The following is a 23,046-nucleotide window of genomic DNA, read 5'->3' as shown; positions in this document are numbered from 1 at the left end:
GTTCTTCGGTTGGTTCGTCGACGTTCACTGCGGGGACCCCCTGTGCAGTTCGGTCAGCGCTCTGCCAATGCCGCCTCGACGCGCTCGACCACTTGTTTCCAATATGCCCGCTGCTCGGCCTTCTCCGCCACGTCCGCGAGCTGCTCCTGGCGGATCTTCAGCGTGCTGCGCTTGCCGAGGTCCGCGACTTCGAGCTCCAGCAAGGAATCGTGGTCCCAGTCCGTCGGACGCCAGGTGAGCCGCAAGCGGTCGTCGGCGTAACTGCGGATTTCGCCGGTGGTGCCGTGTTCGGTCTCGTATCCGGCCCCGCGCTCGCGCGGCAGTTCGACGCCAGGGCCGAGCCAGATCTCCACGCCGTCCCCCACCAGGAACTCCCATACCCGGCTGCCCGGGTACGGCATCGTGCGGGAAACGGCTGTCTCCCAACCACTCCGCCCGGTCTTGCCCTCCTCGTTGGCCATGCCGCCATCATGGCACCGGGGACCGACGGAAACCGGTGCGGGATCATGCGATCGTGCGCTACCGCCCCATCTCCCCCGACGTCCTGGCCGCCGAGCTGACCGAGCGCGTCGACGCGCTCACGCACCGCCGACGAATCGCGGTCGCGATCGACGGAGCAGCCGGAACGGGCCCGCTCGCCGAGGCGCTGACCGGCCCGCTGAAGCTGCTCGGCCGGGCCGCGCTGCACGTGCCCGCCACGGGATTTTTGCGACCAGCGTCACTCCGTTTCGAGCACGGCAAACAAGATCCGGACGCCCGGTATACCGATTGGCTCGATGTGGGCGGTCTGCGCCGGGAAGTCCTGGCCCCGCTCGCCGACGACGGCAGCGGCGAAGTGCTGCCCGCGCTGTGGGACGCCGAACGCGACCGCGCGACCAGGCTGCCGCGCGTCCCGGTGCCGGATCGCGGCGTCGTAGTGGTCGACGGAGAGTTCTTGCTGGGCGCGGGATTGGCGTTCGATTTCGTGGTGCATTTGTGGCTTTCGCCGGGTGCACTGCGCCGTCGCGTCTCCGACGAATGGGCGCTTCCCGCATACGAACGCTACGAGAACGAAGTCGACCCGAGTGCCCTCGCGGACGTCGTGGTCCGCGTGGACGACCCGCGCCACCCCGCGATCTACGAACCCTGATCCCGGGTCAGCGGACCGCCGCCACCGGATCGCCGTCCAGAAGCGTCGACAGGCGCTTCGCCATCGTGTCCCAGCGCCAGTTCTCGGCGACCCACGAACGGCCCGCCTCGCCCATCCTGCGGGCGCGGACCGGGTCGGACAGCAGCGCCGCCAAAGTCTCCGCGAGCTGCCCCGGGTCGCGGCCGTCGACCACGTGGCCGGTCACCTCGTCCAGCACCGCCTCCGGCGCCCCGCCGGACGTGCCCGCGACCACCGGCAGCCCGGTCGCGGACGCCTCCAGGTAGACGATGCCGAGCCCTTCCACGTCGAGCCCCTTGCCGCGCGTGCGGGCAGGCATCGCGAAGACGTCGCCCGCGTTGTAGTGCGCGGGCAGTTCCTCCCACGGCACCGAGCCGGTGAAGACGACGTCGTCGGCGACATTGAGCGCCTCGGCCAGCTGGGCAAGGCGCTTGCGGTACGGACCGCCGCCGACGAGCAGCAACGCCGCGCCGGGCACGCGCTCGCGGATCGCGGGCAGCGCGGAGATCAGCATGTCCTGCCCCTTGCGCGGAACCAGCCGCGAAACGCACACGATCGTCGGCCGATCGCCGAGACCGTGCCGGGCGCGGATCTCTTCACGACCAGCCGGATCCGGCGCGAAAACCGTGGTGTCGACGCCACTCGGCAGCATTTCGAGCCCAGCATGCCGACCGAACGCGGCGGCGAACCTGTTGCGCGTGTACTTGCTGACGTATGTCACGACGTCGACGGTGTCGCCGATCCTCCGCAACGCCTGCCGCGAGCCCGGAAGCATCGACCAGCCGACTTCGTGCCCGTGCGTGGAAGCGACGATCCTGCGCGCGCCGGCCTGCCGCAGCGAATGCCCGAGCAGCGCGAGCGGGGCGGCCGCGCCGAACCAGACGGCCTCACAGTCGCGAGCGCGCATGATCTGTTTCGCGCGACGCAGGACGTCCGGGGTGGGCAGCATCAGCGACGTCGGGTGCCGCACGACTTCGAACGGAGCGGCCGCGTCGAACTCGACGTGCGAACCGCTGCTGCGCTCCCACGAGGGCGCGTAGACGACGAGGTCGTCCGCGGGCAGCCGGGTGGCCAGCGAATTGAGGTAATTCTGGATGCCCCCGGGGCGCGGCGGGAAGTCGTTCGTCACGAGCAGGGTCCTCAGCACCCCCGCAGGCTACCGACGGGCGGTTTCGCCGGAGCGGGCCGGTGAAGCGAGCACGCCTTGTCGGGTACTTGCCGACCTGCGAAACCGGCGAACGATGCGGTGGTTACCGGTCGGCGGCCCGGTCATCGCGACGATGGAGTGCGCCGCGGAGCGCGCTCGCGATCCCTCGTTGCAACCGCCGCAGGATCTTGATCGTCTCCTCGTCCGAAAAGCCGGTCGTGATCGACCAATCGATGCCGGAACCGAACACGTCGCTGGCGAACACGATTTCGGCGGACACCAGCAGCCGTCGCCAGTCCGGAACGCTGAGCGGCTCACCGGCAGAGAGCGCTGCTTGGAGGCGCCGCCCGTCCTCATACAGACCAGCCACGCCCTGGAAGCCCATCGCCACCGCGAGTTCCTCGGTGCAGTGCGCTGGCCCGCCCCACTCGCCCAGCCCGCGAGACAGCACCGCGCGCTCGTCGTCAGCCAGCTCGATCGCCACCAGTTCGTTCACCGGCGAATTATGCCCCGAACGCCCACGCCACCATGAGCGGGAACTCTTCGCGCCAGAACGCGCCGCCGTGCGATCCGGCTCGCTCGGTCGAGACGACGTCCGCCCCGGCGTCGCGCAACGCGTCCGCCCACCGGGTCGCGTTCTGGAGGAAAAACGGTTCCTGAGTCCCGGCAACGAGGTACGTACGCGGAAGCGTCGGCAGATCAGCGGGCGGGCGATAACCACCTCCGGGCGAGGCGCACAAGACCGTGCCGTAGCCGTCCGGATGCCGAAACCCCATAGCCAGCGCCAGCTCTCCCCCTGCCGAGACACCGCACACCGCAGTGCGCTCGGCGGGCAGTGCCACCCCGAACCTCGATCGCACCCAGTGGGGGACGTCTTCGCGGAAAAACTTCTCGTGTGCCGAGAACCGCTCCGGATCGAAGCCCGGCGAGTACTCATGGAGCCGCAGGGTCTCGTCGGCCGAGCGGTGCACACCGACGATCATCGTGGACGGCACATCCGCGGCTTCGAGGTCACTGCCCCACTGCGAGAGCACCTCGCCGTCACCGGCGAACACGACCGCCTCGGGCCGATCCGCCGGAACGTAGACCGTGACCTCGCGACCGCCGTCGTATTCGAGGGTCTCGGTGACCAGCTCGCCCGCGAGCGACATCGTCGGCTCCTTCGGTCAGCACTGCCGTCGGCCAGGCGTGAAGCCAGCGGATTTCTTCGCCGCCGGTTCGTCAGTCGCGAAAACCCCGCGAAACGACACCGGGGCGGCACCGCGTCATGCGGTACCGCCCCGGTGAGGCGAGAACGTCCGGTCAGGCGACCCGGCGCGCGCCCACGTACTGGCTCTGCAGCGGCGAGATCTTGACGACGTCGCCGGTGGTCGGCGCGTGCACCATCATCCCGTTGCCGATGTACATGCCCACGTGCGAAACCGGCGTGTAGTAGAACACCAGGTCGCCGGGCTGCAGCTGGCTGCGCGGGACCGGGGTGCCGGTCTGGCTCTGCGCCTGGCTCGAACGCGGCAGCGAGACGCCCGCCTGCCGGTAGGCCCACAGCATGAGACCGGAGCAGTCGTACGAGCTCGGCCCGGTGGCGCCCCACTCGTAGGGCTTGCCCCGCTGGCTCAGCGCGGCCTGGACGGCGGCCGCCGCGGCCGGGCCGGCGGCCGAGAGGTCCGGCGAGAAGTCGCCGCCGGTGTCCTTCTGCGAGTTCCGGTCGGCCTGGCTCAGCCCCGCCGTGGTCTTCTTCAGCTCGGCGACCTGGTCGTCGAGCGTCTTCTTCTTGGCCGTGATGTCTTCGGTCAGCTTCGCCGCCGCGTCGCGCGCCGCGGTGGCCCGCTGCGCGGCGTCGGCTGCCAGCTTTTCGGCGGCCTTGGCCTGGTCGACCGCGCCCTGGAGCTTCTCGAGCGCGACGGCCTTCTGCGACGCGATCTGGTCCAGCGCCGCCGAACGGTCGAGGAACTCCTGCGTCGACGTGCCCGCCAGCAGCGCGGACAGCTTGTTCATCTGCACGCCGGACAGGAACGACGCGTTCGCGAACTTGTCGACGTCGACCTTGTACTTCTTCTCGTTCTCGGCGGCCTGCGCGGAGAGGTTGTGGGCGTTGCCCACGTCTCCGTTGGCCTTGTCGAGGTCGCCCTGCCGCGCGGACAGGTCGTCTTTGGCTTTGAGGAGGTCCTCGTTCGCCTTCTCCGCCTGCGCCGCGAGGTCGCGGTACTTGGCGAGAGCGTCCGAACCGGAGTCCGGCGGGGCCTGGAGGACGGGGAGGGGGGAAGCGGCTGCGGTGCCCGCTGGCTGCGCCGCGGTGACGATTGCGATCACCGAGGCGGCCGCGAGGGCGCCTGACACCACGCGCTTGACTGGATGCGACTGCACGGCCGCGCGGGTCTCCTTTGCTCGTCGGGCCGCCGTGGCCGGAACCCCGGCGCGGAAGAGGTCGGGGGCCCTCTTCGCGCACGCTTTCCGTTCGCGTTCCGGCCGTCGTGTTCCACAACAGCTTTTCCGCGCACGGTGGTTGGTTCCGATCCTGACTCCCCGACAAAGCCGAACCGGCGGCGATCCCGCGTCGCCGTCGTCCGACAGCTGCCTGGCGCGAGATCTCGGCCAGGTTACGAAAAGACCGTCGGCGCGTCCACCGGGCCCCCCGTAAAAACTCTCCGTAGTCCGGTGAAACACCATCGGACCAGCAAGGCAGTTGAATGTGACTTAGACCACACACTGCGACAGCGCAAACGGCCCTCTCCGTTACTTACCGTTTACCGCACCGAGGCGACCGCTCGGCGAGCCAGTGTCACCCACTGGTGTCACGCCGACCTACTGTCTGTCTCCGGAACCAGGCGCAGCCGCGGCACCATCCCCGCCTCGGCGAGCGCGTCGACAGCTCGCCGTTCGTCCGCGTCCCAGACGAGCCCGACCGGCGGCCCGAGCAGCACGCTGACCACGCAATCGGCACACGCCGCCCCGCGCACCGCACACCGGTCGCAATCGACGACGAACGTGTCGATGTCCTCGACCGCGACGTCCACCGCACCGGCCGGACGCCGCTCTTCTCGGTGGGAGGTAACGGGTTTCGCCCGCTTCGCGCTCCGCGACGCGCCCGAGCGCCGCCGCGCCGAGCGCCGGGACCGGGCAAGGTCGGCAGGCTCGCCCGCACCCGCCGAGTCGTCCGCACCCGCCGAGTCATCCGCACCCGCCGAGTCGCCCGCACCCGCCGAGTCGTCCGCACCCGCCGAGTCGTCCGCACCAGGCCGCACCCGCTCCTGGGCGATCAGCGAGCCCGCAGCATCAGTTCCTGTTCCTGACCGCGTCTCCGCCTCTCCCTCCGCACCCGACAGCGGCACCTGCTCGCCCACGCCAAGCGAACCCGCGACATCAGCCGCTTCTTCTGCTCCCGGTGCCGTCCCGGTGCCGACCGCCTCGCCAGGCCGCCGCAACGCAACAGCCGAGGTCTCAGCACTCCCGCCGGAACCAGCTGAAACACCGCTTTCCCGGCGCGCCTCCAGATCCCGGTCCCGAGCCTCCGCCGTGGCCGGATTCACCCCAGTGGCAAGACTCACCGCCGAACTCACCCCGCCCGGGTGACCGCCCCGGTCCGGCGGCCGAGAACGTTCAGCCGCCCCGCCGTCGACACCGGCGACCCGATCCCCCGGACCCGCCGCGAAGCGAACTTCCCCGCTGACCCCGGCCGAGCCCGCCGCACGCACGCCGGAACCGACCCCGAATCGCTCCTGCTTGTTCTCGCCCATCGCTGAGCCTCCGTTCCTCCGAGAAGTCCCGGACCGGTTCCGGGAATCGCCTCGGGAACAAACGGTAGGAAGCACCACCGACAATTTTCGGGCCCCGCACGTCGGGCAGAGTCAGACTCGACCCAATCGGCTGACGAGCACCGCCGACGGAGCGGGGTGCGCACCGGCCGCGCGGACCGAGTCCGCGACCGCCCGGTCGGACGTCGCGACCACCATCGGACGCCCCTTCGGCTCGGCCGCGACCAGGGACCGGATCACGTCGTCTGCGAGCACGCCACGCTCGGAGAACAGCACTCGCACCCCGCGCGGCACCGCGGCGGGCACCGACAGCACACCGGCGCCGTCGAACACCACCGTGACCTCCGCCGACGTGCGCGCCGCCAGCGCCGAGAGCTGATGCACCAGCCGGTCTCGCTGGTCGGCCAGCGCCAGCTCCGGATAACCCGTTTTGGTGACGTTGTAGCCGTCCACGATGAGATGGACGTTCGGCAACGCCAGATGCCGGTCGAGCGCCGTGACGTCCTGGATCCGCCCGCCAGGGCCGAGCCCGGACCGCGCGCCGCTCACCATGTCGGCAGGGCGCGCGCCGCGGTCGCCCAAAGCGAGTTCGCGACGTAAACCGTGCACGGCACCGTCGATCGTGTCCACCAGCAACGCCAGCCGGACCTCGTCGGCCTCCCTGGCCTCGCGCGCCGATTGCCGGGCCATCTCCGCGTCCGCGACCGCCCGTTCAGCACGAGCGCGTTCGGAAGCGACCCGGCGGCGTTCCCGGTCGAGCTGCACGTTCAGCGTCTCGATCTCGCGTTCCCGCGTCACTCCCCCGTCGGCCAGCTCGGTCCGCGCCGCTTCGGCCGCGTCCTTGGCCTGCCGCAGCAGCACGCCCTGCTCGCGCAGCCGGCGCAGCAGTTTCTCGACCTCGGCTTCGCGTTCGCCGCGCACGCTCTCGACCGCCCCGCGCGCCTCTTCCAGATCGGCGCGCAGCTCGGCGAGTTCGGCTTCCAGACGTTGATTCCGGGCCAGCGCCGCGTCCCGCTCAGCGCGCAACGCGGTTTCTTCGGCGTTCTTCGCGACCAGCCGCACGCGTCCGGCCGCACCGGATTCACCGAGCAGCACAGCGGCGGCAGCCGCCGCGACGGAGTCCGAAACGTTCGGGTCCAGCGCGTCTGTCCGGTGCTCCCGCAACCATTCGAGGACCGCGGTCCGGAATTGCGCGGAATCCCCTAACGCGGTCAGCAGCGCCGTGCCGCCGAGCTTCGCGCGCTTGGCCGGGGCGAACTTCGCGACCGGCCGCAGCTGCCTCGGCACGTCCGCGACCGGCAGTTTCGCGACCGCGGCGGCGGCCAGTTCAGCGATGCGCTCGCGCACCGCCTCCGGCAAGCCCGTCCACGACGACGGTTCCGGACAAGTCCCCGCTTCCGGGACCTCGGCGTCCTCCTCCACCCGCGCCGGAACCGCCGAGGGGCCGACGGCCTCCGCGGCTTCTTCCGGTTCGACGGGCTGGGGGTGCATTGGTCCAGGGTAGGCCCCGCCGCCGGATCGCGCGCCGCACCGGCCCGTTCCGCTGGTCACCATCGGGCCACGGGCGGCGCGCGCGAAGATTGTCGGTGGTCGGTCCTACTGTGCGCGATCATGGAGACCCGACCGAGGCCGGACCAGGTTCAGCTGGCGTTCGACGAGCTCGGCACCCCGCTGCGGGACACCACGTTCGTCGTGTTCGACCTCGAGACCACCGGCACCAAGCCCGGCCCGGACGGGATCACCGAGATCGGCGCGGTCAAGGTCCGCGCCGGACAGGTGCTGGGCGAGTTCGCGACGCTGGTCAACCCGGGCACGCCGATCCCGCCGCAGATCGTCGAGCTGACCGGGATCACGCAGGCGATGGTCTACGACGCGCCGCGGATCGAACGCGTGCTGCCCGCGTTCCTGGAGTTCATCGCGGGCGCCGTGCTGGTCGCGCACAACTCCGGCTTCGACACCAGCTTCATGAAGGCAGCCTGCGACGGACACGGCTACGTCTGGCCGCGCCCCACCGTCGTCTGCACGGTGAAGCTCGCGCGCCGCGTCATCCCGCGCGAAGAAGCGCGCAGCTACCGGTTGTCGTCGCTGTCGATGCTGCTCGGCGCGCGCACCCGGCCGACGCACCGCGCGCTCGACGACGCCCGCGCCACCACCGACGTCCTGCACGCACTGCTGGAGCGCGTCGGCAATCTCGGCGTCCACACCGTCGAGGAGCTGATCGACTACCTCCCGAACGTCACGCCAGCCCAGCGCCGCAAGCGAAACCTCGCCGCCGACCTCCCGTCGCGGCCCGGCGTGTACCTCTTCAAGGGACCGCGCGACGAAGTGCTGTACGTCGGCACCGCGCGGGACCTGAGACGGCGCGTGCGGACTTATTTCACCGGTTCCGAAAGCCGGGGCCGGATCCGGGAAATGGTCGCGCTGGCGGAGCGGGTGGACGCCATCGAGTGCGCGCATTCCCTCGAAGCCGAGATCCGCGAACTGCGGCTGATCGCCGCGCACCGGCCGGCGTACAACCGGCGCTCGAAAAACCCGCATCACGGCTGGTGGATCAGCCTGACTGACGAGGCTTTCCCGCGGCTTTCCGTGGTACGCCTGCCGCGCGCGGGCACGCTCGGTCCGTTCCGCAGCCAGGCCGACGCGCGCACCGCCGCCGAGACCCTCGCCGACGCCTCCGGCCTGCGCACCTGCACGCAGCGCATCTCGGCCACTTCCGCGTCCGGCACGCCGTGCGTTCTGGCTGAGCTCGGCCGTTGCGGAGCGCCGTGCGCAGGCAGGCAGACCGTCGCCGACTACTCCCCCGCCGTGGAAGCAGCCCGTGGACTTATCGCTGGTCACGACGGCCGTCCGTTGCATCTAGCCGCGGCGAGGCTGGAGGAGATGTCGGAGCGTAGGCACTACGAACAAGCCGCCCGGCACCGCGACGAACTGGCCGGATTGGTCCGTGCCGTCGGACGCGCGCATCGGCAGGCAGCGCTCGCGTCGGTCGCGGAGCTCATCGCGGCCGCGCCGGACGGCAACGGCGGCTGGGAACTCTCCGTCATCCGCTACGGCAGGCTCGCTTCCGCTGGGGTCGCGCGCCGTGGGGTGCCGCCGATGCCGGTGGTCGAATCCCTGGTCGCCGCAGGGGAAACCGTGCTGCCAGGCGACGGTCCGCTGCGCGGCGCGCCCGGCGAGGAGGTCGGAATCGTGCTGCGCTGGCTCGCCCGGCCTGGGACCCGACTTGTCCGTACTACGCGGCCGTGGGCCGAACCTGCCGCCGTCGCGGGCTGGCAAGCCTGGCTCGCACAGGTCGCCGACGCCCGCTCCCTCGAACACATCGCAGGCTGACCGCCCCGCCGCGGCGTCCTCGGGGGCGTTCCCGGCTACGATCGCGCTCGAGTAGTTACCGCCAGCAAGTGGGAGGAACGCTGTGATCACGGCGATCGTGCTGATCAACGTAGAGGCCGAGGAGATCCCGCAGGCCGCGCAGGCGATCGCGGACCTCGACCAGGTGTCCGAGGTCTACTCGTGCGCCGGGGACGTCGACCTCATCGCCACCGTGCGCGTGCAGGCCCACGAGGACCTCGCCGACCTGATCCCCGGGCGCATCGGCAAGGTTCGCGGCGTGCTCGACACCGTCACCCACATCGCGTTCCGGTCCTACTCGCGCGCCGACACCGACTCCGCGTTCGAGATCGGCGTCGAAGGGGCCTGACCCGCCGGAAATTGTCGTACCCCCGGGCTAACGTCCGGGGCATGACGACACTGCGGTTGGCCGAGGTCACCAGCGACAACGTGGGCGCGGCCTGCGATCTGTCGGTGGCGCCCCACCAGGAGCACTACGTGGCCCCGGTCGCCCGGTCGCTGGCGGAGGCCTACACCCAGCCAGAGACGGCCTGGCCCAGGCTGGTCTACGCGGGGGACGACCTCGTCGGCTTCGTCATGGCCGCCTTCGATCCAAGCTGTCCGATCGACTACTTCCGGTGCGGCGTCTGGCGGTTGAACATCGCCGCCGAGCACCAGAAGAAGGGCTACGGGAAGTTCGCCGTCGAAGCGGTGCTGGCCGAGGCGCGTCGGCGCGGGAACGAGTTCGCGACGGTGCTCTGGGAACCGGGCGAGCACAGCCCGCAGCCGTTCTATCTGCGGCTGGGTTTCGAGCCCACCGGCCAGATCCACGAGGGCGAGGTCGTCGCTCGCATCCGGCTCTGAACCCTCGCGGGCCGCGCTACCGTATTTCGCATGACGACCCTGCGTCTGGTCGAACTCACGGTCGACAACGTCGACGACGCCTGCGATCTCAAAGTGGCGAAACCTCAGCGCGACTACGTTTCCTCGGTCGCCCGCTCGCTCGCCGAAGCCTACGTCCAGCCGGACATCGCCTGGCCGAGGCTGGTCTACGCCGGGAAGAAACTCGTCGGCTTCGTCATGGCCGCCTTCGACCCGGACAACCCGACCGACTACTACCGCTCCTACCTCTGGCGGTTGAACATCGCCGCCAAACACCAGAAGAAGGGCTACGGCCGGTTCGCGGTCGAAGCCGTCCTGGCTGAAGCGCGCCGCCGCGACGCCGCATCCGTGACGGTCAGCTGGATGCCGGGCAAGCACAGCCCGCAGCCGTTCTACCTGCGGCTCGGCTTCAAGCCCACCGGCGAGATCGACGACGACGGCGAGATCGTGGGCCGCATCCAGCTCTGACCCCACAGCAAGAAGGCCCCTCCCTCGCGATGAGGAAGGGGCCTTCTCGGCGTTCTCACGGACTCAGTGCCCGGAACCGACCTCGGTCGACTCCTCGGCCCCTTCGACCTGCGCCTTGCCGTTCCCGTGGCCGTTGCCGCGAGCGCGGTCGAGCGCCTTCGTCTCTTCCGCCGGGTCCGGCGTCCAGATCGAACCCGGGACGGCGTGGCCCGCGGTGCCGAGCTTGTTCATCTTCTTCGGCACCGCCGCGCCCTGGTACTCGAGCGGGATGGCGTGGCCGTGGCTGTCCGTGCCGGCCAGCGGCTGGTGGATCTCGATGAACTCGCCGTGCGGCAGCCGCTTGATGATGCCGGTCTCGACGCCGTGCTCCAGCACTTCCCGGTCGGACCGCTGCAGGCCCAGGCAGATCCGGTAGGTGAAGTAGTACGCCAGCGGCGGCACGATCAGCACGCCGATGCGCCCGGCCCACGTCGTCGCGTTCAGCGAGATGTCGAACTGGTCGGCGATGATGTCGTTGAAGCCGGACAGTTCGATCACCGCGAAGAACCCGAGCGCCATCATGCCCAGTGCGGTGCGGACCGGTGCGTCGCGCGGACGCTGCAGCAGGTTGTGCGACGCGTTGTCCTTGGACAGCTTGCGTTCCAGGAACGGATACCCGAGCAGCAGCGCGAACAGGATCGGCATGCCGATCGCGCCGGGGAAGAACACCGCCGGGATCGTGTAGTTCCCGAGGTAGACCTCCCACGCGGGCCAGATCCGGAGCATGCCGTCCGCCCAGGCCATGTAGAAGTCAGGCTGGGACCCCGCGGACACCATCGACGGGTTGTACGGCCCGAAGTTCCACACCGGGTTGATCTGGAACAGGCCGGACATCAGCGCCAGCACGCCCACGACCAGGGTGAAGAACGCGCCGCCCTTGAGGGCGAAGTACGGCATGATCCGCACGCCGACGACGTTGGTCTCCTTGCGCCGCACGCCCGGGAACTGGGTGTGCTTCTGGTACCAGACCAGCGCGAGGTGCGCGCCGATCAGCGCCAGCATGATGCCCGGGACCAGCAGGATGTGCAGCGTGTAGAGACGCGGGATGATCTGGTCGCCGGGGAACTCCCCGCCGAACAGCGCCCAGTGGATCCAGGTGCCGATCACCGGCACCGACAGCACAATGCCGGACAGGGTCGCGCGGATACCGGTGCCGGACAGCAGGTCGTCCGGGAGCGAGTAGCCGAAGAAGCCCTCGAACATGCCCAGGATCAGCAGCAGGCCGCCGATGACCCAGTTCGCCTCGCGGGGCTTGCGGAACGCGCCGGTGAAGAAGATCCGGAGCATGTGCACCATCATCGACGCGACGAAGATCAGCGCCGCCCAGTGGTGCAGCTGCCGCACGAACAGGCCGCCGCGCACGTCGAACGAGAGGTCCAGCGTCGTCTTGAACGCCTGGGACATCTGCATGCCCTGCATGTTCGTGAAGCTGCCGTGGTACGTGACCTCCTGCATGGAGGGGTCGAAGAACAGCGTCAGGTACACCCCGGACAGCAGGATGACGATGAAGCTGTACAGCGCGATCTCGCCCAGCAGGAAGGACCAGTGGGTCGGGAACACCTTGTTCATCTGGTGCCGCAGGCCCTTGGCCAGCTTGTACCGCTGGTCCGCGTTGTCCGCGGCCTCGCCCAGGTGCTTCTGGAGTGCGCTCGTGCCCTTGGTCGGCGTGGTGAGTGAACTCATGACTTACGCTCCCAGAAGGCCGGTCCGATGGCCTCGTTGAAGTCGCCCTTCGCGATCAAGTATCCCTCTTCGTCAACCGTGATCGGAAGCTGGGCCAGCGGCCGCGTCGCCGGGCCGAAGATCGGCTTCGCGTAGTGCAGGGCGTCGAACTGCGACTGGTGGCACGGGCAGAGGATGCGGTTCGTGCGCTGCTCGTACAGGGAGGTCGGGCAGCCGACGTGGCTGCAGATCTTCGTGTACGCGTAGTAGTCGCCGAAGTTGTAGTCTTCCTGGCCCTTGCGCTTGACGACGCGCGAGGCGTCGGTCGGGCGCAGCCGGATGAGCATGACCGGGTTGTCGACGCGCATCAGCGCCTCGGACAGGGCCTTCTCGTCGCCCTTCTCCGATTCGCGGTACGGGAAGACCGTCTCCATCGCGCCCGCGTCGAGGTCCTCGGCCTTGACCAGGGCGACGCCTTCCTTGACGTCCGCCTCGAGGTTGCCGGTGTTGCGCCGCAGGTAGACCTTCTCGCCCTTGAAGTTCGGCAGCCAGCCGGTGTGCCAGAGGCCGTCCTTGTTCTCGGTGTCCTTCCACGGGTCCTTGATGAAGGACGCGATCGGGAGCGCCGCGACCGCGAGGCCGAGCGCACCCGCGCCCGCGCCGGCGGTGCGCTTGATCAGCGACCGGCGGGCGATGCCGTTGCGGGTCCCGGCGTCGGCGAGGTGGGCCAGGATGGTGGCCCGGTCGACCGCGGTCGACGGGCCGTCGCTGCGCTGCTGCACCGAGGTCTCGTGCGGGACGAACTTCTTGGTGTAGAGGATCACGCCGATGCCGAGCGACAGCACCGCGAGACCGAGCGTGACGCCGAGCGCCGGGGTGTAGAGGCTGTAGGTCGAGTGCCCGCTCGGGTCGCTCGGGTCCTTGTACTCCCACCACTTCGGCCAGGCCATCACGACCACGAACGCCAGGCCGGCGAGCGCGGACAGGGAGAACCAGAACGCGACGAGGCGCTGTGCGCGCCGCTCCGCGCGGGTGCCCTCGACCGGCCACGGTTCCGGGTAGTCGACGATTTCCACGCCGTCCAGCTGACCGCCGAGCTTGAGCAGCTCGTCGCGGTCCATCTCAGCCAGCTCCGCCTCCGAGGGCGGCTTGGGCCCTTCGGCACTCATGCCTTCGATCCAATCCACAGCGTAATGCCGACGAGCGCGCCGATTCCGACGACGAAGGCGATGACGCCTTCGGAGGCGGGGCCGACCCCGCCGAGACCGTTGCCGCCCGGGTCGTTGTTGCCGTCGGACACCGACTTGACGTAGGCGATGATGTCCTTCTTCTCTTCCACGCTGAGCTGGCGGTCGGAGAACTTCGGCATGTTCTGCGGCCCGGTGAGCATCGCGTCGTAGATCTGTTCCTCGGTGGCCGGGTCGAGCGGCGGCGCGTACTTGCCCGCCGACAGCGCGCCCCCGCGGCCGGTGAAGTTGTGGCACGAGGCGCAGTTGAGCCGGAACAGCTCGCCGCCGCGCGCCGGGTCGTTCCCGCGCAGCGCCTCGCCGCGCTCCTCCGGACGCTGCGCGCCGCCGCCGTGCGCCTGCACGTAGGCGCCGACCGCGTCGATCTCGCTCGGGGTCAGCTTCGGCGGCTTGCGGGCGGCCTGCGCTTCTTGGCGCGCCGCGGGCATCCGGCCGGAGGAAGTCTGGAAGTAGACGGCCGCGTCGCCGATGCCGATGAGGCTCGGACCGCGGTCCTTGACGCCCTCGAGGTTCGCGCCGTGGCATTCGATGCAGGTGTTGTTGTAGACCTGCTCGCCCTGGCGCAGCAGCGCCGGGTCGCCCTGTGCCTGCGCGGTCTGCGGTTCCGGGGCGAAGACGGCGTACAGGGCGCCGGCCCCCACCAGGGCGACGCCGAGTGCGAGCACGCCCGCGAGGCGCCTGCGCATCTTCGAGCGCGCGCGGAACCGGCGCTCCGAGGATTTGGTGCTGGTGGTCATCTTGCGGCAACCCTTGCTGTCAGTTCAGGCCGTTTTGTGGTGGGCGGTGCGGGGATCAGGGAAGGATGTAGATCACCGCGAAGAGGCCGACCCACACGATGTCGACGAAGTGCCAGTAGTACGACACGACGATCGCCGAGGTGGCCTGTGCCGGAGTGAACTTGCTGAGCTTCGTGCGGATCAGCAGGAACACGAAGGCGATGAGCCCGCCGATCACGTGCAGGCCGTGGAAACCGGTCGCGAGGTAGAACACCGTGCCGAACGGGCCGGACGGGATCGTCAGCCCCTCCTCGACGAGATTGTGGTACTCGTTCGCCTGCCCGGCCACGAAGATCGCGCCCATGATCAGCGTCACGATGTACCAGCGCCGCAGCCCGTAGACGTCGCCCCGCTCCGCGGCGAACACGCCGAACTGGCAGGTCAGCGACGACAGCACGAGGATCACCGTGAACGGGATCGCGTACGCGACGTTGAGGTGGAACTCCTCGCCGTGCAACGGCGGCGGCCAGGACGCCCCGGCCGGGTTCTGCGCCTTGACGGTGAAGAACATGGCGAACAGTCCGGCGAAGAACATCAGTTCGCTGGACAGCCACACGACGGTGCCGACACTGACCATGTTCGGCCGGTTCAGCGAGTGGACCCGCTGGCTGATGGTGGGAGCTGCCGTTGTCACGAATCGCATTATGTCCTCTCGTGCGGGCACCCCGCCCGCCGGGTCTGCGGCGGGTCGTGGGAGCTTCGCGTCACACCCGCGCGCGAGAGGCGGACCAGCACCGGAAGGAGCTACTCGTGAGTTGGCTGGAGAAGCTCCGTGACCTGGTGAGAAAGCCGGAGAACGCGGTTCTCGACCCGGACGCGCCCGGTCTGCGGGTCGTCGTTTCGGCGTTCGACCCGGCCGTCGCGGACTCCGCGGTGCTCGCCGATTCACCCGGCTGGGCAAGCGAAGCGCCCGCGGTGCTGGTGCATCACCTCGTCCTTCCGGCGGACCGGATCGAAGAGGCGGCGGCGATTCTCGCCCAGGACGGTTACGACCTGCGCGAGCAGAGCCGCGACGGCGACCGGGTGCTGGCGCACGCGCGGCGGGTGCAGGTGCTGGACGCCCTGCACTGCGCCCAGGAACGGTCCCGGATGGCCGGGCTGGCGCAGCGGCTCGGCGGCGACGCGCCGGGCTGGGAGGCGCGGCAACCGGGTGACTCGCCCACCGCGTCGGCGTGAGATGCGTCTCGGCGGATACGATCGCGGCTGTTCCACCCGTGACGAGACGGAGGCGTGCTCAATGAGCGAGCAGTCCCAGCGGATCCTGGTGTTCAGCCACAAGGCCGAGGTCCGCGAGGCGATCATGAACGCCGTCGGCAGGCGCCCGGCGGCCGACCTCGGCCGCGTCGAGTGGGTCGAGGCGTCCGGCATCGCCGACGTGCTCGCCGAAATGGACGCGGGCTCGGTCGACCTCGCGATCCTCGACGGCGAGGCCCAGCCGACCGGCGGCATCGGGCTGACCCGCCAGCTCAAGCACGAGATCGACGACTGCCCGCCGATCGTGGTGGCCGTCCGCCGCCGCGACGACCGATGGCTCGCCACCTGGGCGCTGTCCGACGCGGTGCTGGTGCACCCGCTCGACCCGCTGACCGCGGCGGAGACCATCGCCGGCGTGCTGCGCGCCGGGCGGGTCCCCGCCGTCAACGGCGGCTGAGCCCGGTGGGCGCCACCCCGCACACCTGGCCCGCGCTGCTCACCCGGCTCATCGCCGGCGAGGACCTGTCCGCGGAGGACACGGCGTGGGCGATGGACCAGATCATGTCCGGCAGTGCCGGGCAGGCGCAGATCGGCGGCTTCGCGGTCGCGCTGCGCGCCAAGGGCGAAACGCCCGCGGAGATCTCCGGCATGGCCGACGCGATGCTGTCGCACGCCCGGCGGATCACGCTGAGCCGTCCCGCGGTGGACATCGTCGGCACCGGCGGCGACCGGTCGAACTCGGTGAACATCTCCACGATGGCGACGATCGTCACGGCGGCGGCGGGCGCGCCGGTGGCCAAGCACGGCAACCGGAGCGCGTCGTCGAAGTCCGGCGCGGCCGACGTGCTGGAAACCCTCGGCGTGAAGATCGACCTGCCGCCCGAGGCGGTGCTCGCGTCGCTCGAGGAGATCGGCATCGGGTTCTGCTTCGCCCCGGCGTTCCACCCGGCGTTCCGGCACACCGGCCCGCCGCGGCGCGAACTGGGCGTGCCGACCACGTTCAACCTGCTGGGCCCGCTGACCAACCCTGCGCAGCCGCAAAGCGCGCTGATCGGGTGCGCCTACGCCGACAAAACCCGTGCCCTGGCGGAGATTTTCGCCAAGCGCGGGATGTCGGTACTGGTGGCTCGCGGCGACGACGGACTGGACGAGATCACCACCACCACGACGACGTCGGTGCTGGTGGTCTCCGGCGGAACGGTGACGGAACGCACCTTCGACCCGCAAGCGCTCGACATCCCGCGCGCCACGGCCGAAGACCTGCGCGGCGGCGACGCGGCGGCGAACGCGGAGGTCGTCCGGGAACTGGTCAGCGGCAAGACCGGCCCGGTGCGCGACGCGGTGGTGCTGAACGCCGCTGCCGCGCTGGCCGCGTTCACGGGCTTCTCCGATTCGCTCGAGGACGATTTGGCGGCTGGGCTGGACCGAGCACGCCAGGCCATCGACAGCGGTGCGGCAGCGACGCTGCTGGACCGCTGGATCGCGTTCTCCTCGGCTGGCCGCTGATACCGCGTTCGTGAGCGCTGGGCGGCCCGGCTCCGCCAGCTGTCTGTGAGGGGAACCCTGCGGGACTCTGATTCCCTCAGGGTTCCCCTCACGGACGAACCGCACGCCCGTGGGCAGCCCGGGGTCAGGAGCGGAAGGCGGTCCGGTAAGCGCTGGGCGTAGTCGAGCGCAGCCGCGAAAACTGGTGCCGCAACGCGGCCGCCGACGCGTACCCGCACGCCGCGGCGATGTCCTCCACCGACAACCGCCCCTCCTCCAGCAGCGCCTGTGCCCGGTCGAGGCGGCGTTCGGTCAGCCAGCGATGCGGCGTCGTCCCGGTGGCGGCGGAGAACCGGCGCAGGAACGTCCGCTCCCCCAATCCGCTGCGGCGAGCCAGCTCCGCGACCGTGAACGGCTGATCCAACCGCCGTTCCACCCATTCGAGTGCCTCGGCGACCACCGCGTCGTCCGGCGCGGCCGTCGCGGGCACCGGTGCCTGCACGAACTGCGCCTGCCCGCCGGCGCGGTGCGGCGCGGCCACCATCCGCCGGGCCAGCGCCGTTGCCGCCGCAACGCCGCGCAACCGCCGCACGAGGTGCAGGCACAGATCCACCGCGGCGACCGTGCCAGCACTGGTGAACACGCCGTCGTCGTCCGCGTAGAGGGCTTGCGGGTCTACTTCCGCGGCGGGAAACAGGCGACGGAATTCCGGCTCGTAGATCCAGTGCACCGTGCAGCGACGATCGTCCAGAAGGCCCGCGTAGCCAAGGGAAAACACTCCCGCGCAGAACCCGGCCACCCACGCGCCGCGTTCCCGAGCCGCGCGCAACGCGTCCAGCACCGGCTCCGGCGGCGGCGCGGTCCGCGGCGCTTGGGTGGGCACAATCACCAAGTCCGCTGACGCCGCGAAGTCGAGATCACGGAGTCCGGCAAGGCCGAATCCGGACCAGCTGGCCACTTCCGCCCCATTCGGCGAGCACACGCCGAAGTCCCAGCCGGGGATGCCGTCCGCGCTGCGGTCGGTGCCGAACACCTCGCACGCGACACCCAGCTCGAACGGCGAAACCCGGTCCGCGAGCAGTACGGCGACCCGTTCTACGTCCATGCCGCCCAGGATGTCACAAGTTTTGCGGTCATTGTCATCTCTGACACTGGTTGAGCGTCGCCGCGAAGGCGAATCTGGAACGCATGAAGAACCCCGAATCCCGCCCGGTCCTGCAGTGGTCCGCGGCGATGGCGTTGTCCGGAACGATCGGCGCGGTCGTGCTCGAAAGCGGTGCGGCCGCCCCGGCGGTCGCGTTCGCCCGCTGCCTCGTCGGCGGCGTCCTGCTGGTCGTGTGGTCCCTCGCCCGCGGCTGGTTCCGCGACTGGCGGCCGACCCGCCGCGACCTGCTGCTCGCCGTCGCGGGCGGACTGCTGCTGGTGGGCAACTGGGTGCTGCTGTTCGCGTCCTACTCGCTGTCGTCCATCGGCGTCAGCACCGTCGTTTACCACACCCAACCGCTGATCCTGGTCGGAATGGCGGCGATGTTCCTCGGCGAGAAAGTCGGCCGTTCGCACCTCATGCGAGCAGGCGTGGCGTTCGCCGGAGTTGTCGTGATTTCCCTTTCCGCACAAGGAGATGACGGACACCCGGTCCGGCTCGCCGGGATCGCGCTCGCGCTCGGCGCGGCCCTGCTCTACGCCGGTGCGTCGTTCATCGCGAAGCAGCTCAAGCACATCCGGCCGCATCTGCTCGCCGCGGTTCAGCTGACGGTCGGCGCGATCGTGCTCGCGCCCGCGCTGATCTTCACACCGCTGCCGAGTTCGGCTCCAGGGCTGCTGTGGCTCCTGCTCCTGGGCACGGTGCACACGGCGGTGATGTACGTGCTGATGTACGCCAGCATCGGCAAGCTGCCGACCACGACGGTCGCGCTGCTGTCCTACCTGTACCCGGTGGTCGCGGTCGTGGTGGACATGCTGGCGTTCGGCCACCGGCTCACCTGGCCCGAAGGACTCGGGATGCTGGCGGTGCTCGCCGCGGCGCTGGCTCCGCAGCGAGCCAAGGCGGATACGCGAAACGCCCAGCCGGGAATTCCCAGCCGGGCGTCTCGGTGAAGCGGAAAACTCAGTCGTGCTCGGGACCGGTGTGGTACTCGAACACCAGCCCGCCCACGGCGATGAGCAGCGCCACAAGCGCCATCACGAGGAGCCAGATGTGGAAGAACGCGAGGGCGAGGCCGGCCAGACCGGCCGACGCGGCCAGCGCGACCGGCCAGTAGCTGCCCGGACTGAAGAAGCCCAGCTCGCCGGCGCCGTCGCTGATCTCGGCGTCCTCGCGGTCCTCCGGACGGTCCTCGATCCGGCGGGACACGAACTGCATGTAGCTGCCGGCGAGGAACGCCAGGCCACCGGTCAGGAACAGCGCGACGATACCGACCGGCTCGGCCTGCTTGTTGGTGGCGAAGAGCGCGGTCATGACCCAGTAGACGGCGGTCATGAGGACGGCAAACCCCGCCACCAGGTAGAAAATCCGGGCTTCGACCTTCATGGGATTGGTCCCCTGCTCCTTCTGGTTCGCCGTCAGTTGGACGCGGTGCGCGCGGTGCGGTCGGTGTTGAACGGCTTCGTGGTCACCGCGTACGGGCTGCACAGCTCGCCGCAGTTCATCGACGCCAGCGCTTCAGACGCGGTGTTCGGCTTGCCGGTCTTCGGGTTCGTCGCGGCGCGCAGCTTGAGGTACTGGTCGTACTTGTCCGGGGACAAGGCCCGCACCTCGAAGTTCATCACCGAATGGTACGTCCCGCACAGCTCGGCGCAGCGGCCGACGAACGATCCCTCGCGGTCGATCGAGTTCTGGAACGAGCTGTCCTGGTTGTTCTTCTCCGGATCCGGCATGACGTCGCGCTTGAAGTTGAACTCCGGGACCCAGAACGAGTGGATGACGTCCGTCGAGCGGAGCCGGTACTCGATCGTCTTGTTGGTCGGCAGCACGAGCAGCGGGATCTCGCCGGAGGAGCCGACGGTGCTCACCTGGGTGCCGTCGGCGCGCTTGGCGGCATCGCCCTCGTACTTGAACTCCCAGTTCCACTGGAAGGCGATCACGTCGACGACGACGTCCGGGTTCGGCTTCTTGTCGAGGACCTTGCTCTCGGTCGTCGCGGTGAAGAAGAACAGCACGCAGACCATGATCGTCGGGAGGACGACCGTGAAGATCTCCAGCGGGATGTTGTACTGGAACTGCCGGGGCAGGTCCTCGGGGCCTTCGGCGGCCGCGCCCTTCTTCTTGCGGTGGAAGATCGCGGTCCAGAAGATCAGGGCCCACACGATCGCGCCGACGACCAGCGCGGCGACGACCGTCCACGTCCAGAGAGTGCGCATCTGGTCGGCCTGCGGCGTGACGCCCTTGGGCCAGCCGAAGCGGAGGATCTCGTCTCCCGAGCAGCCCGTCGCGGTCAGCGCCACCAGCACGGCCAGCGCGGCGACACGCCCGACCCGCTTACCCACCGGGGTGCGCTCTGGTTTTCCCACTGCGCCCTGCCCTTTCACCCAACAGGCCCTCTCACACCGGGCCTTCTTCGACCGATCTTCGTGACAGGCGGAGCCTAGCCGAGTTGGCCGCTCCCGCTGACCAAGGGGTGACCAGTTGCGCCGCGCGTCACCCGCATTCCCGGCGACGCGCCCCGCCCCGGCATACTGGGCCCTTCCCCGGACCGGCCCGACCCTGAGGTGTGTGAGTACACGTGTGCGGCCTGCTTGGACTGATCTGCGCGACCGAAAACGACGCCGCGGACGCCCGCGCGAGCGTCGGCGCGGCGATGCGCTGCCAGCGCCACCGCGGCCCTGACGAGCAGGACACCTGGGCCGACGCCGAGGTCGTGTACGGCTTCAACCGGCTCGCCTTCATCGACGTCGACCACGCGCACCAGCCGCTGGTGTGGGGTCCGCCAGAGGCTCCCGGCCGGTACACGCTGAACTTCAACGGCGAGATCTACAACTACCGCGAACTGCGCGACGAGCTGGCCGAAAAATTCGGTGCGAAATTCGCCACTGAAGGCGACGGCGAGGCGATCGTCGCGGCATATCACTACCTCGGCGACAAAGCGGTCGAAAAGCTGCGCGGCATGTTCGCGTTCCTGATCTGGGATTCGGCCGAAAAGGTGGTTTTCGGCGCGCGCGACCCGTTCGGCATCAAGCCGCTCTACTACAGCGCCGGCCCGAAGGGCACCGCGTTCTCCAGCGAGAAGAAGAGCCTGCTGGAGCTGTCGGACACGCTCGGCGTCGCGCAGGAGCTGGACCGCAAGGCCCTGCAGCACTACCTGGTCCTGCAGTACGTGCCGGAGCCGGAGTCGCTGCACACCGCGATCCGCCGCGTCGAATCCGGCACCTCGTTCCGGCTCTCGCCGGGCGGGAAGACCGAGTTCACCCGCTACTTCCACCCGAAGTTCGCCGCGAAGCCGGTCAACGGCCAAGCCGAGGCCGACGCGCTGTACGAGCGCATCGCCGACGTGATGCGCGACTCCGTCGGCAAGCACATGATCTCCGACCCGGACGTCACCGTCGGCGCGTTCCTCTCCGGCGGCATCGACTCCACCGCGACCGCGACGCTCGCGAAGGAGCACAACCCGAACCTCATCGCGTTCACCACCGGGTTTGAGCGCGAGGGCTACTCCGAGGTGGACGTGGCCGCGGAATCGGCCGCCGCGATCGGCGTGAAGCACGTGGTCCGCACGGTGTCGGCGGACGAGATGATGGAAGCGCTGCCGCTCATCGTCTGGTACCTGGACGACCCGGTCGCCGACCCGGCGCTGGTCCCGCTGTGGTTCATCGCCCGCGAGGCGCGCAAGCACGTGAAGGCCGTGCTGTCCGGCGAAGGCGCGGACGAACTGTTCGGCGGCTACACGATCTACGGCGAGCCGATCTCGCTGGCCCCGTTCGAAAAAATCCCCGGCAGCGTACGCAAGCTGCTGGGCAAGGTGTCCACGAAGATCCCCGAAGGCACCCGAGGCAAGGACCTCCTGCGCCGCGGCGCGCTTCCGCTGGAAGACCGCTACTACGGCAACGCCCGCAACTTCCGCGACGAGCAGCTGCGCGCGGTGCTGCGAACGTACGAGGAAGGCGTCGGCTTCAAGGACGTCACCGCCCCTTGGTACGACGTGTCCCGCGGCTGGGACCCCGTGGCCCGGATGCAGCACGTCGATCTCTACACCTGGCTGCGCGGCGACATCCTGGTCAAGGCGGACAAGGTCACCATGGCGAACTCGCTGGAACTGCGGGTGCCGTTCCTGGACGCCGAGGTGTTCAAGGTCGCCGCCTCGATCCCGCTGGACCAGAAACTCGCCCACGGCACGACGAAGTACGCGCTGCGCCAGGCTTTGGCGAAAATCATCCCCGGCCACGTGCTGAACCGGAAGAAGCTCGGCTTCCCGGTGCCGATCCGCCTGTGGCTGCGCAACGAGATGTACGACTGGGCCCGCGGCATCATCAACGACTCGAAGACCGACGAGCTGCTGGACAAGAACGCCGTGCTGCGCCTGCTCGACGAGCACAAGGAAGGCCAACTGGACCGCAGCCGCCAGCTGTGGGCGCTCCTGGTCTTCATGCTGTGGCACGGAATCTTCGTGGAACACCGCATCAAGCCGGAAATCCCGGAACCGGTCTACCCAGTCAAGCTCTAGCGAAGTCCGTGAGGGGAACCCTGAGGGAATCAGATTCCCTCAGGGTTCCCCTCACGCCCCGCCCCCGCCGCCGCAACGCACCCAATGTGGCGTTCGGTGCGTCACATGCACCCAACGCCACATTGGGGCGCTAGCCCCAGCCCGAAACCGCAGCCCGCGCACCCAACGAGCGAGGCACCCACACCACCCCCGCACCCCGATACGAAGCCAAAAACGCGGCGCGGAGGTGCTTGTCAAGGCATCTTTCCCGCCTTGACAAGAAC

At 69.6% G+C, this 23,046-nt stretch carries 24 protein-coding genes; 10 read left to right on the top strand and 14 right to left on the bottom strand.

The window, feature by feature from the left end:
- Positions 1 to 53 precede the first annotated feature (53 nt).
- Complete coding sequence (locus tag ABZX37_RS44375) at positions 54 to 461, bottom strand: SRPBCC domain-containing protein (protein WP_354750268.1); 408 nt, start codon at positions 459 to 461, stop codon at positions 54 to 56.
- Between the two features lie 53 nt (positions 462 to 514).
- Between ABZX37_RS44375 and ABZX37_RS44370 the strand changes: the two genes are divergently transcribed.
- Entirely contained in the window at positions 515 to 1,129 is a 615-nt protein-coding gene (locus ABZX37_RS44370; protein WP_354750266.1) for a uridine kinase, read from the top strand.
- Positions 1,130 to 1,136: 7 nt separating this feature from the next.
- Here the strand turns inward: ABZX37_RS44370 and ABZX37_RS44365 are convergent, their stop codons facing one another.
- The 6 genes from ABZX37_RS44365 to ABZX37_RS44340 form a co-directional block, all read right to left on the bottom strand.
- A complete protein-coding gene (locus tag ABZX37_RS44365; RefSeq protein WP_354750264.1) occupies positions 1,137 to 2,294 on the bottom strand; it encodes a glycosyltransferase family 4 protein in 1,158 nt (385 codons plus the stop codon).
- A 103-nt stretch (positions 2,295 to 2,397) separates the two neighbouring features.
- Positions 2,398 to 2,790, bottom strand: a complete 393-nt coding sequence (locus ABZX37_RS44360; RefSeq protein ID WP_354750263.1) for a hypothetical protein — start codon at positions 2,788 to 2,790, stop codon at positions 2,398 to 2,400.
- 7 nt (positions 2,791 to 2,797) lie between these two features.
- Entirely contained in the window at positions 2,798 to 3,445 is a 648-nt protein-coding gene (locus ABZX37_RS44355; protein ID WP_354750261.1) for an alpha/beta hydrolase-fold protein, read from the bottom strand.
- 151 nt (positions 3,446 to 3,596) lie between these two features.
- Positions 3,597 to 4,658 (bottom strand): C40 family peptidase, encoded by a 1,062-nt coding sequence (locus ABZX37_RS44350; protein WP_354750259.1) that lies wholly within the window; start codon positions 4,656 to 4,658, stop codon positions 3,597 to 3,599.
- A gap of 428 nt (positions 4,659 to 5,086) precedes the next feature.
- The gene (locus ABZX37_RS44345) at positions 5,087 to 5,308 is read right to left on the bottom strand and encodes a hypothetical protein (protein ID WP_037358162.1); all 222 of its coding nucleotides are present in this window, start codon (positions 5,306 to 5,308) and stop codon (positions 5,087 to 5,089) included.
- 831 nt (positions 5,309 to 6,139) lie between these two features.
- Complete coding sequence (locus ABZX37_RS44340; RefSeq protein ID WP_354750257.1) at positions 6,140 to 7,537, bottom strand: NYN domain-containing protein; 1,398 nt, start codon at positions 7,535 to 7,537, stop codon at positions 6,140 to 6,142.
- 120 nt (positions 7,538 to 7,657) lie between these two features.
- Here ABZX37_RS44340 and ABZX37_RS44335 point away from each other — a divergent pair, with 120 nt between their 5' ends.
- The 4 genes from ABZX37_RS44335 (at position 7,658) to ABZX37_RS44320 (ending at position 10,723) form a co-directional block, all read left to right on the top strand.
- Positions 7,658 to 9,376: a DEDD exonuclease domain-containing protein gene (locus ABZX37_RS44335; protein WP_354750255.1), complete on the top strand. Its 1,719-nt coding sequence runs from the start codon at positions 7,658 to 7,660 to the stop codon at positions 9,374 to 9,376.
- A gap of 82 nt (positions 9,377 to 9,458) precedes the next feature.
- Positions 9,459 to 9,743: an Lrp/AsnC ligand binding domain-containing protein gene (locus ABZX37_RS44330; protein WP_009074830.1), complete on the top strand. Its 285-nt coding sequence runs from the start codon at positions 9,459 to 9,461 to the stop codon at positions 9,741 to 9,743.
- 41 nt (positions 9,744 to 9,784) lie between these two features.
- Entirely contained in the window at positions 9,785 to 10,237 is a 453-nt protein-coding gene (locus ABZX37_RS44325) for a GNAT family N-acetyltransferase (protein ID WP_354750253.1), read from the top strand.
- A 30-nt stretch (positions 10,238 to 10,267) separates the two neighbouring features.
- A complete protein-coding gene (locus tag ABZX37_RS44320) occupies positions 10,268 to 10,723 on the top strand; it encodes a GNAT family N-acetyltransferase (protein WP_354750251.1) in 456 nt (151 codons plus the stop codon).
- Between the two features lie 63 nt (positions 10,724 to 10,786).
- On the opposite strand, the gene ABZX37_RS44315 is transcribed toward ABZX37_RS44320, so the two are convergent.
- From ABZX37_RS44315 to ABZX37_RS44300, 4 genes are read right to left on the bottom strand one after another with little or no spacing between them, the layout of a single operon-like run.
- Positions 10,787 to 12,445 (bottom strand): cytochrome bc complex cytochrome b subunit, encoded by a 1,659-nt coding sequence (locus ABZX37_RS44315; RefSeq protein WP_354750249.1) that lies wholly within the window; start codon positions 12,443 to 12,445, stop codon positions 10,787 to 10,789.
- On the bottom strand, positions 12,442 to 13,593 hold the full coding sequence (locus tag ABZX37_RS44310; RefSeq protein WP_354750247.1) for a ubiquinol-cytochrome c reductase iron-sulfur subunit: 1,152 nt from the start codon (positions 13,591 to 13,593) through the stop codon (positions 12,442 to 12,444). Before ABZX37_RS44310 ends, ABZX37_RS44315 begins: the two co-directional genes overlap by 4 nt.
- The gene (locus ABZX37_RS44305) at positions 13,590 to 14,408 is read right to left on the bottom strand and encodes a c-type cytochrome (protein WP_354750245.1); all 819 of its coding nucleotides are present in this window, start codon (positions 14,406 to 14,408) and stop codon (positions 13,590 to 13,592) included. The genes ABZX37_RS44310 and ABZX37_RS44305 overlap by 4 nt, the downstream gene beginning before the upstream one ends.
- 55 nt (positions 14,409 to 14,463) lie before the next feature.
- On the bottom strand, positions 14,464 to 15,090 hold the full coding sequence (locus ABZX37_RS44300; RefSeq protein WP_354750243.1) for a heme-copper oxidase subunit III: 627 nt from the start codon (positions 15,088 to 15,090) through the stop codon (positions 14,464 to 14,466).
- A 107-nt stretch (positions 15,091 to 15,197) separates the two neighbouring features.
- Here ABZX37_RS44300 and ABZX37_RS44295 point away from each other — a divergent pair, with 107 nt between their 5' ends.
- The 3 genes from ABZX37_RS44295 (at position 15,198) to trpD (ending at position 17,147) form a co-directional block, all read left to right on the top strand.
- Entirely contained in the window at positions 15,198 to 15,623 is a 426-nt protein-coding gene (locus ABZX37_RS44295; protein WP_354750241.1) for a ribonuclease E inhibitor RraB, read from the top strand.
- Positions 15,624 to 15,684: 61 nt separating this feature from the next.
- Positions 15,685 to 16,098, top strand: coding sequence for a hypothetical protein (locus tag ABZX37_RS44290; RefSeq protein WP_354750239.1), 414 nt, complete (start codon positions 15,685 to 15,687; stop codon positions 16,096 to 16,098).
- Between the two features lie 5 nt (positions 16,099 to 16,103).
- On the top strand, positions 16,104 to 17,147 hold the full coding sequence (gene trpD, locus ABZX37_RS44285) for an anthranilate phosphoribosyltransferase (RefSeq protein ID WP_354750237.1): 1,044 nt from the start codon (positions 16,104 to 16,106) through the stop codon (positions 17,145 to 17,147).
- Between the two features lie 124 nt (positions 17,148 to 17,271).
- Here the strand turns inward: trpD and ABZX37_RS44280 are convergent, their stop codons facing one another.
- Positions 17,272 to 18,231, bottom strand: a complete 960-nt coding sequence (locus ABZX37_RS44280) for a helix-turn-helix domain-containing protein (protein WP_354750235.1) — start codon at positions 18,229 to 18,231, stop codon at positions 17,272 to 17,274.
- Positions 18,232 to 18,314: 83 nt separating this feature from the next.
- On the opposite strand from ABZX37_RS44280, the gene ABZX37_RS44275 reads away from it, so the two are divergent.
- Positions 18,315 to 19,223: a DMT family transporter gene (locus ABZX37_RS44275; RefSeq protein WP_354750233.1), complete on the top strand. Its 909-nt coding sequence runs from the start codon at positions 18,315 to 18,317 to the stop codon at positions 19,221 to 19,223.
- A gap of 10 nt (positions 19,224 to 19,233) precedes the next feature.
- Here ABZX37_RS44275 and ABZX37_RS44270 read toward each other — a convergent pair whose 3' ends face one another.
- Both ABZX37_RS44270 and ABZX37_RS44265 read right to left on the bottom strand, forming a co-directional pair.
- Positions 19,234 to 19,656 carry a cytochrome c oxidase subunit 4 gene (locus ABZX37_RS44270; RefSeq protein WP_354750231.1) on the bottom strand — a complete coding sequence of 141 codons (423 nt, stop codon included), beginning with the start codon at positions 19,654 to 19,656 and terminating at the stop codon, positions 19,234 to 19,236.
- A 32-nt stretch (positions 19,657 to 19,688) separates the two neighbouring features.
- Positions 19,689 to 20,636, bottom strand: coding sequence for a cytochrome c oxidase subunit II (locus ABZX37_RS44265; RefSeq protein ID WP_354750229.1), 948 nt, complete (start codon positions 20,634 to 20,636; stop codon positions 19,689 to 19,691).
- Positions 20,637 to 20,848: 212 nt separating this feature from the next.
- Here ABZX37_RS44265 and asnB point away from each other — a divergent pair, with 212 nt between their 5' ends.
- Positions 20,849 to 22,783 carry an asparagine synthase (glutamine-hydrolyzing) gene (gene asnB / locus ABZX37_RS44260; protein WP_354750227.1) on the top strand — a complete coding sequence of 645 codons (1,935 nt, stop codon included), beginning with the start codon at positions 20,849 to 20,851 and terminating at the stop codon, positions 22,781 to 22,783.
- Positions 22,784 to 23,046: the final 263 nt, after the last annotated feature.

Origin of the sequence: Amycolatopsis sp. NPDC004079 (genome assembly GCF_040610415.1) — a bacterium.
GTDB lineage: Bacteria > Actinomycetota > Actinomycetes > Mycobacteriales > Pseudonocardiaceae > Amycolatopsis > Amycolatopsis halotolerans.
This window is presented reverse-complemented; position numbering and strand designations above follow the sequence as displayed.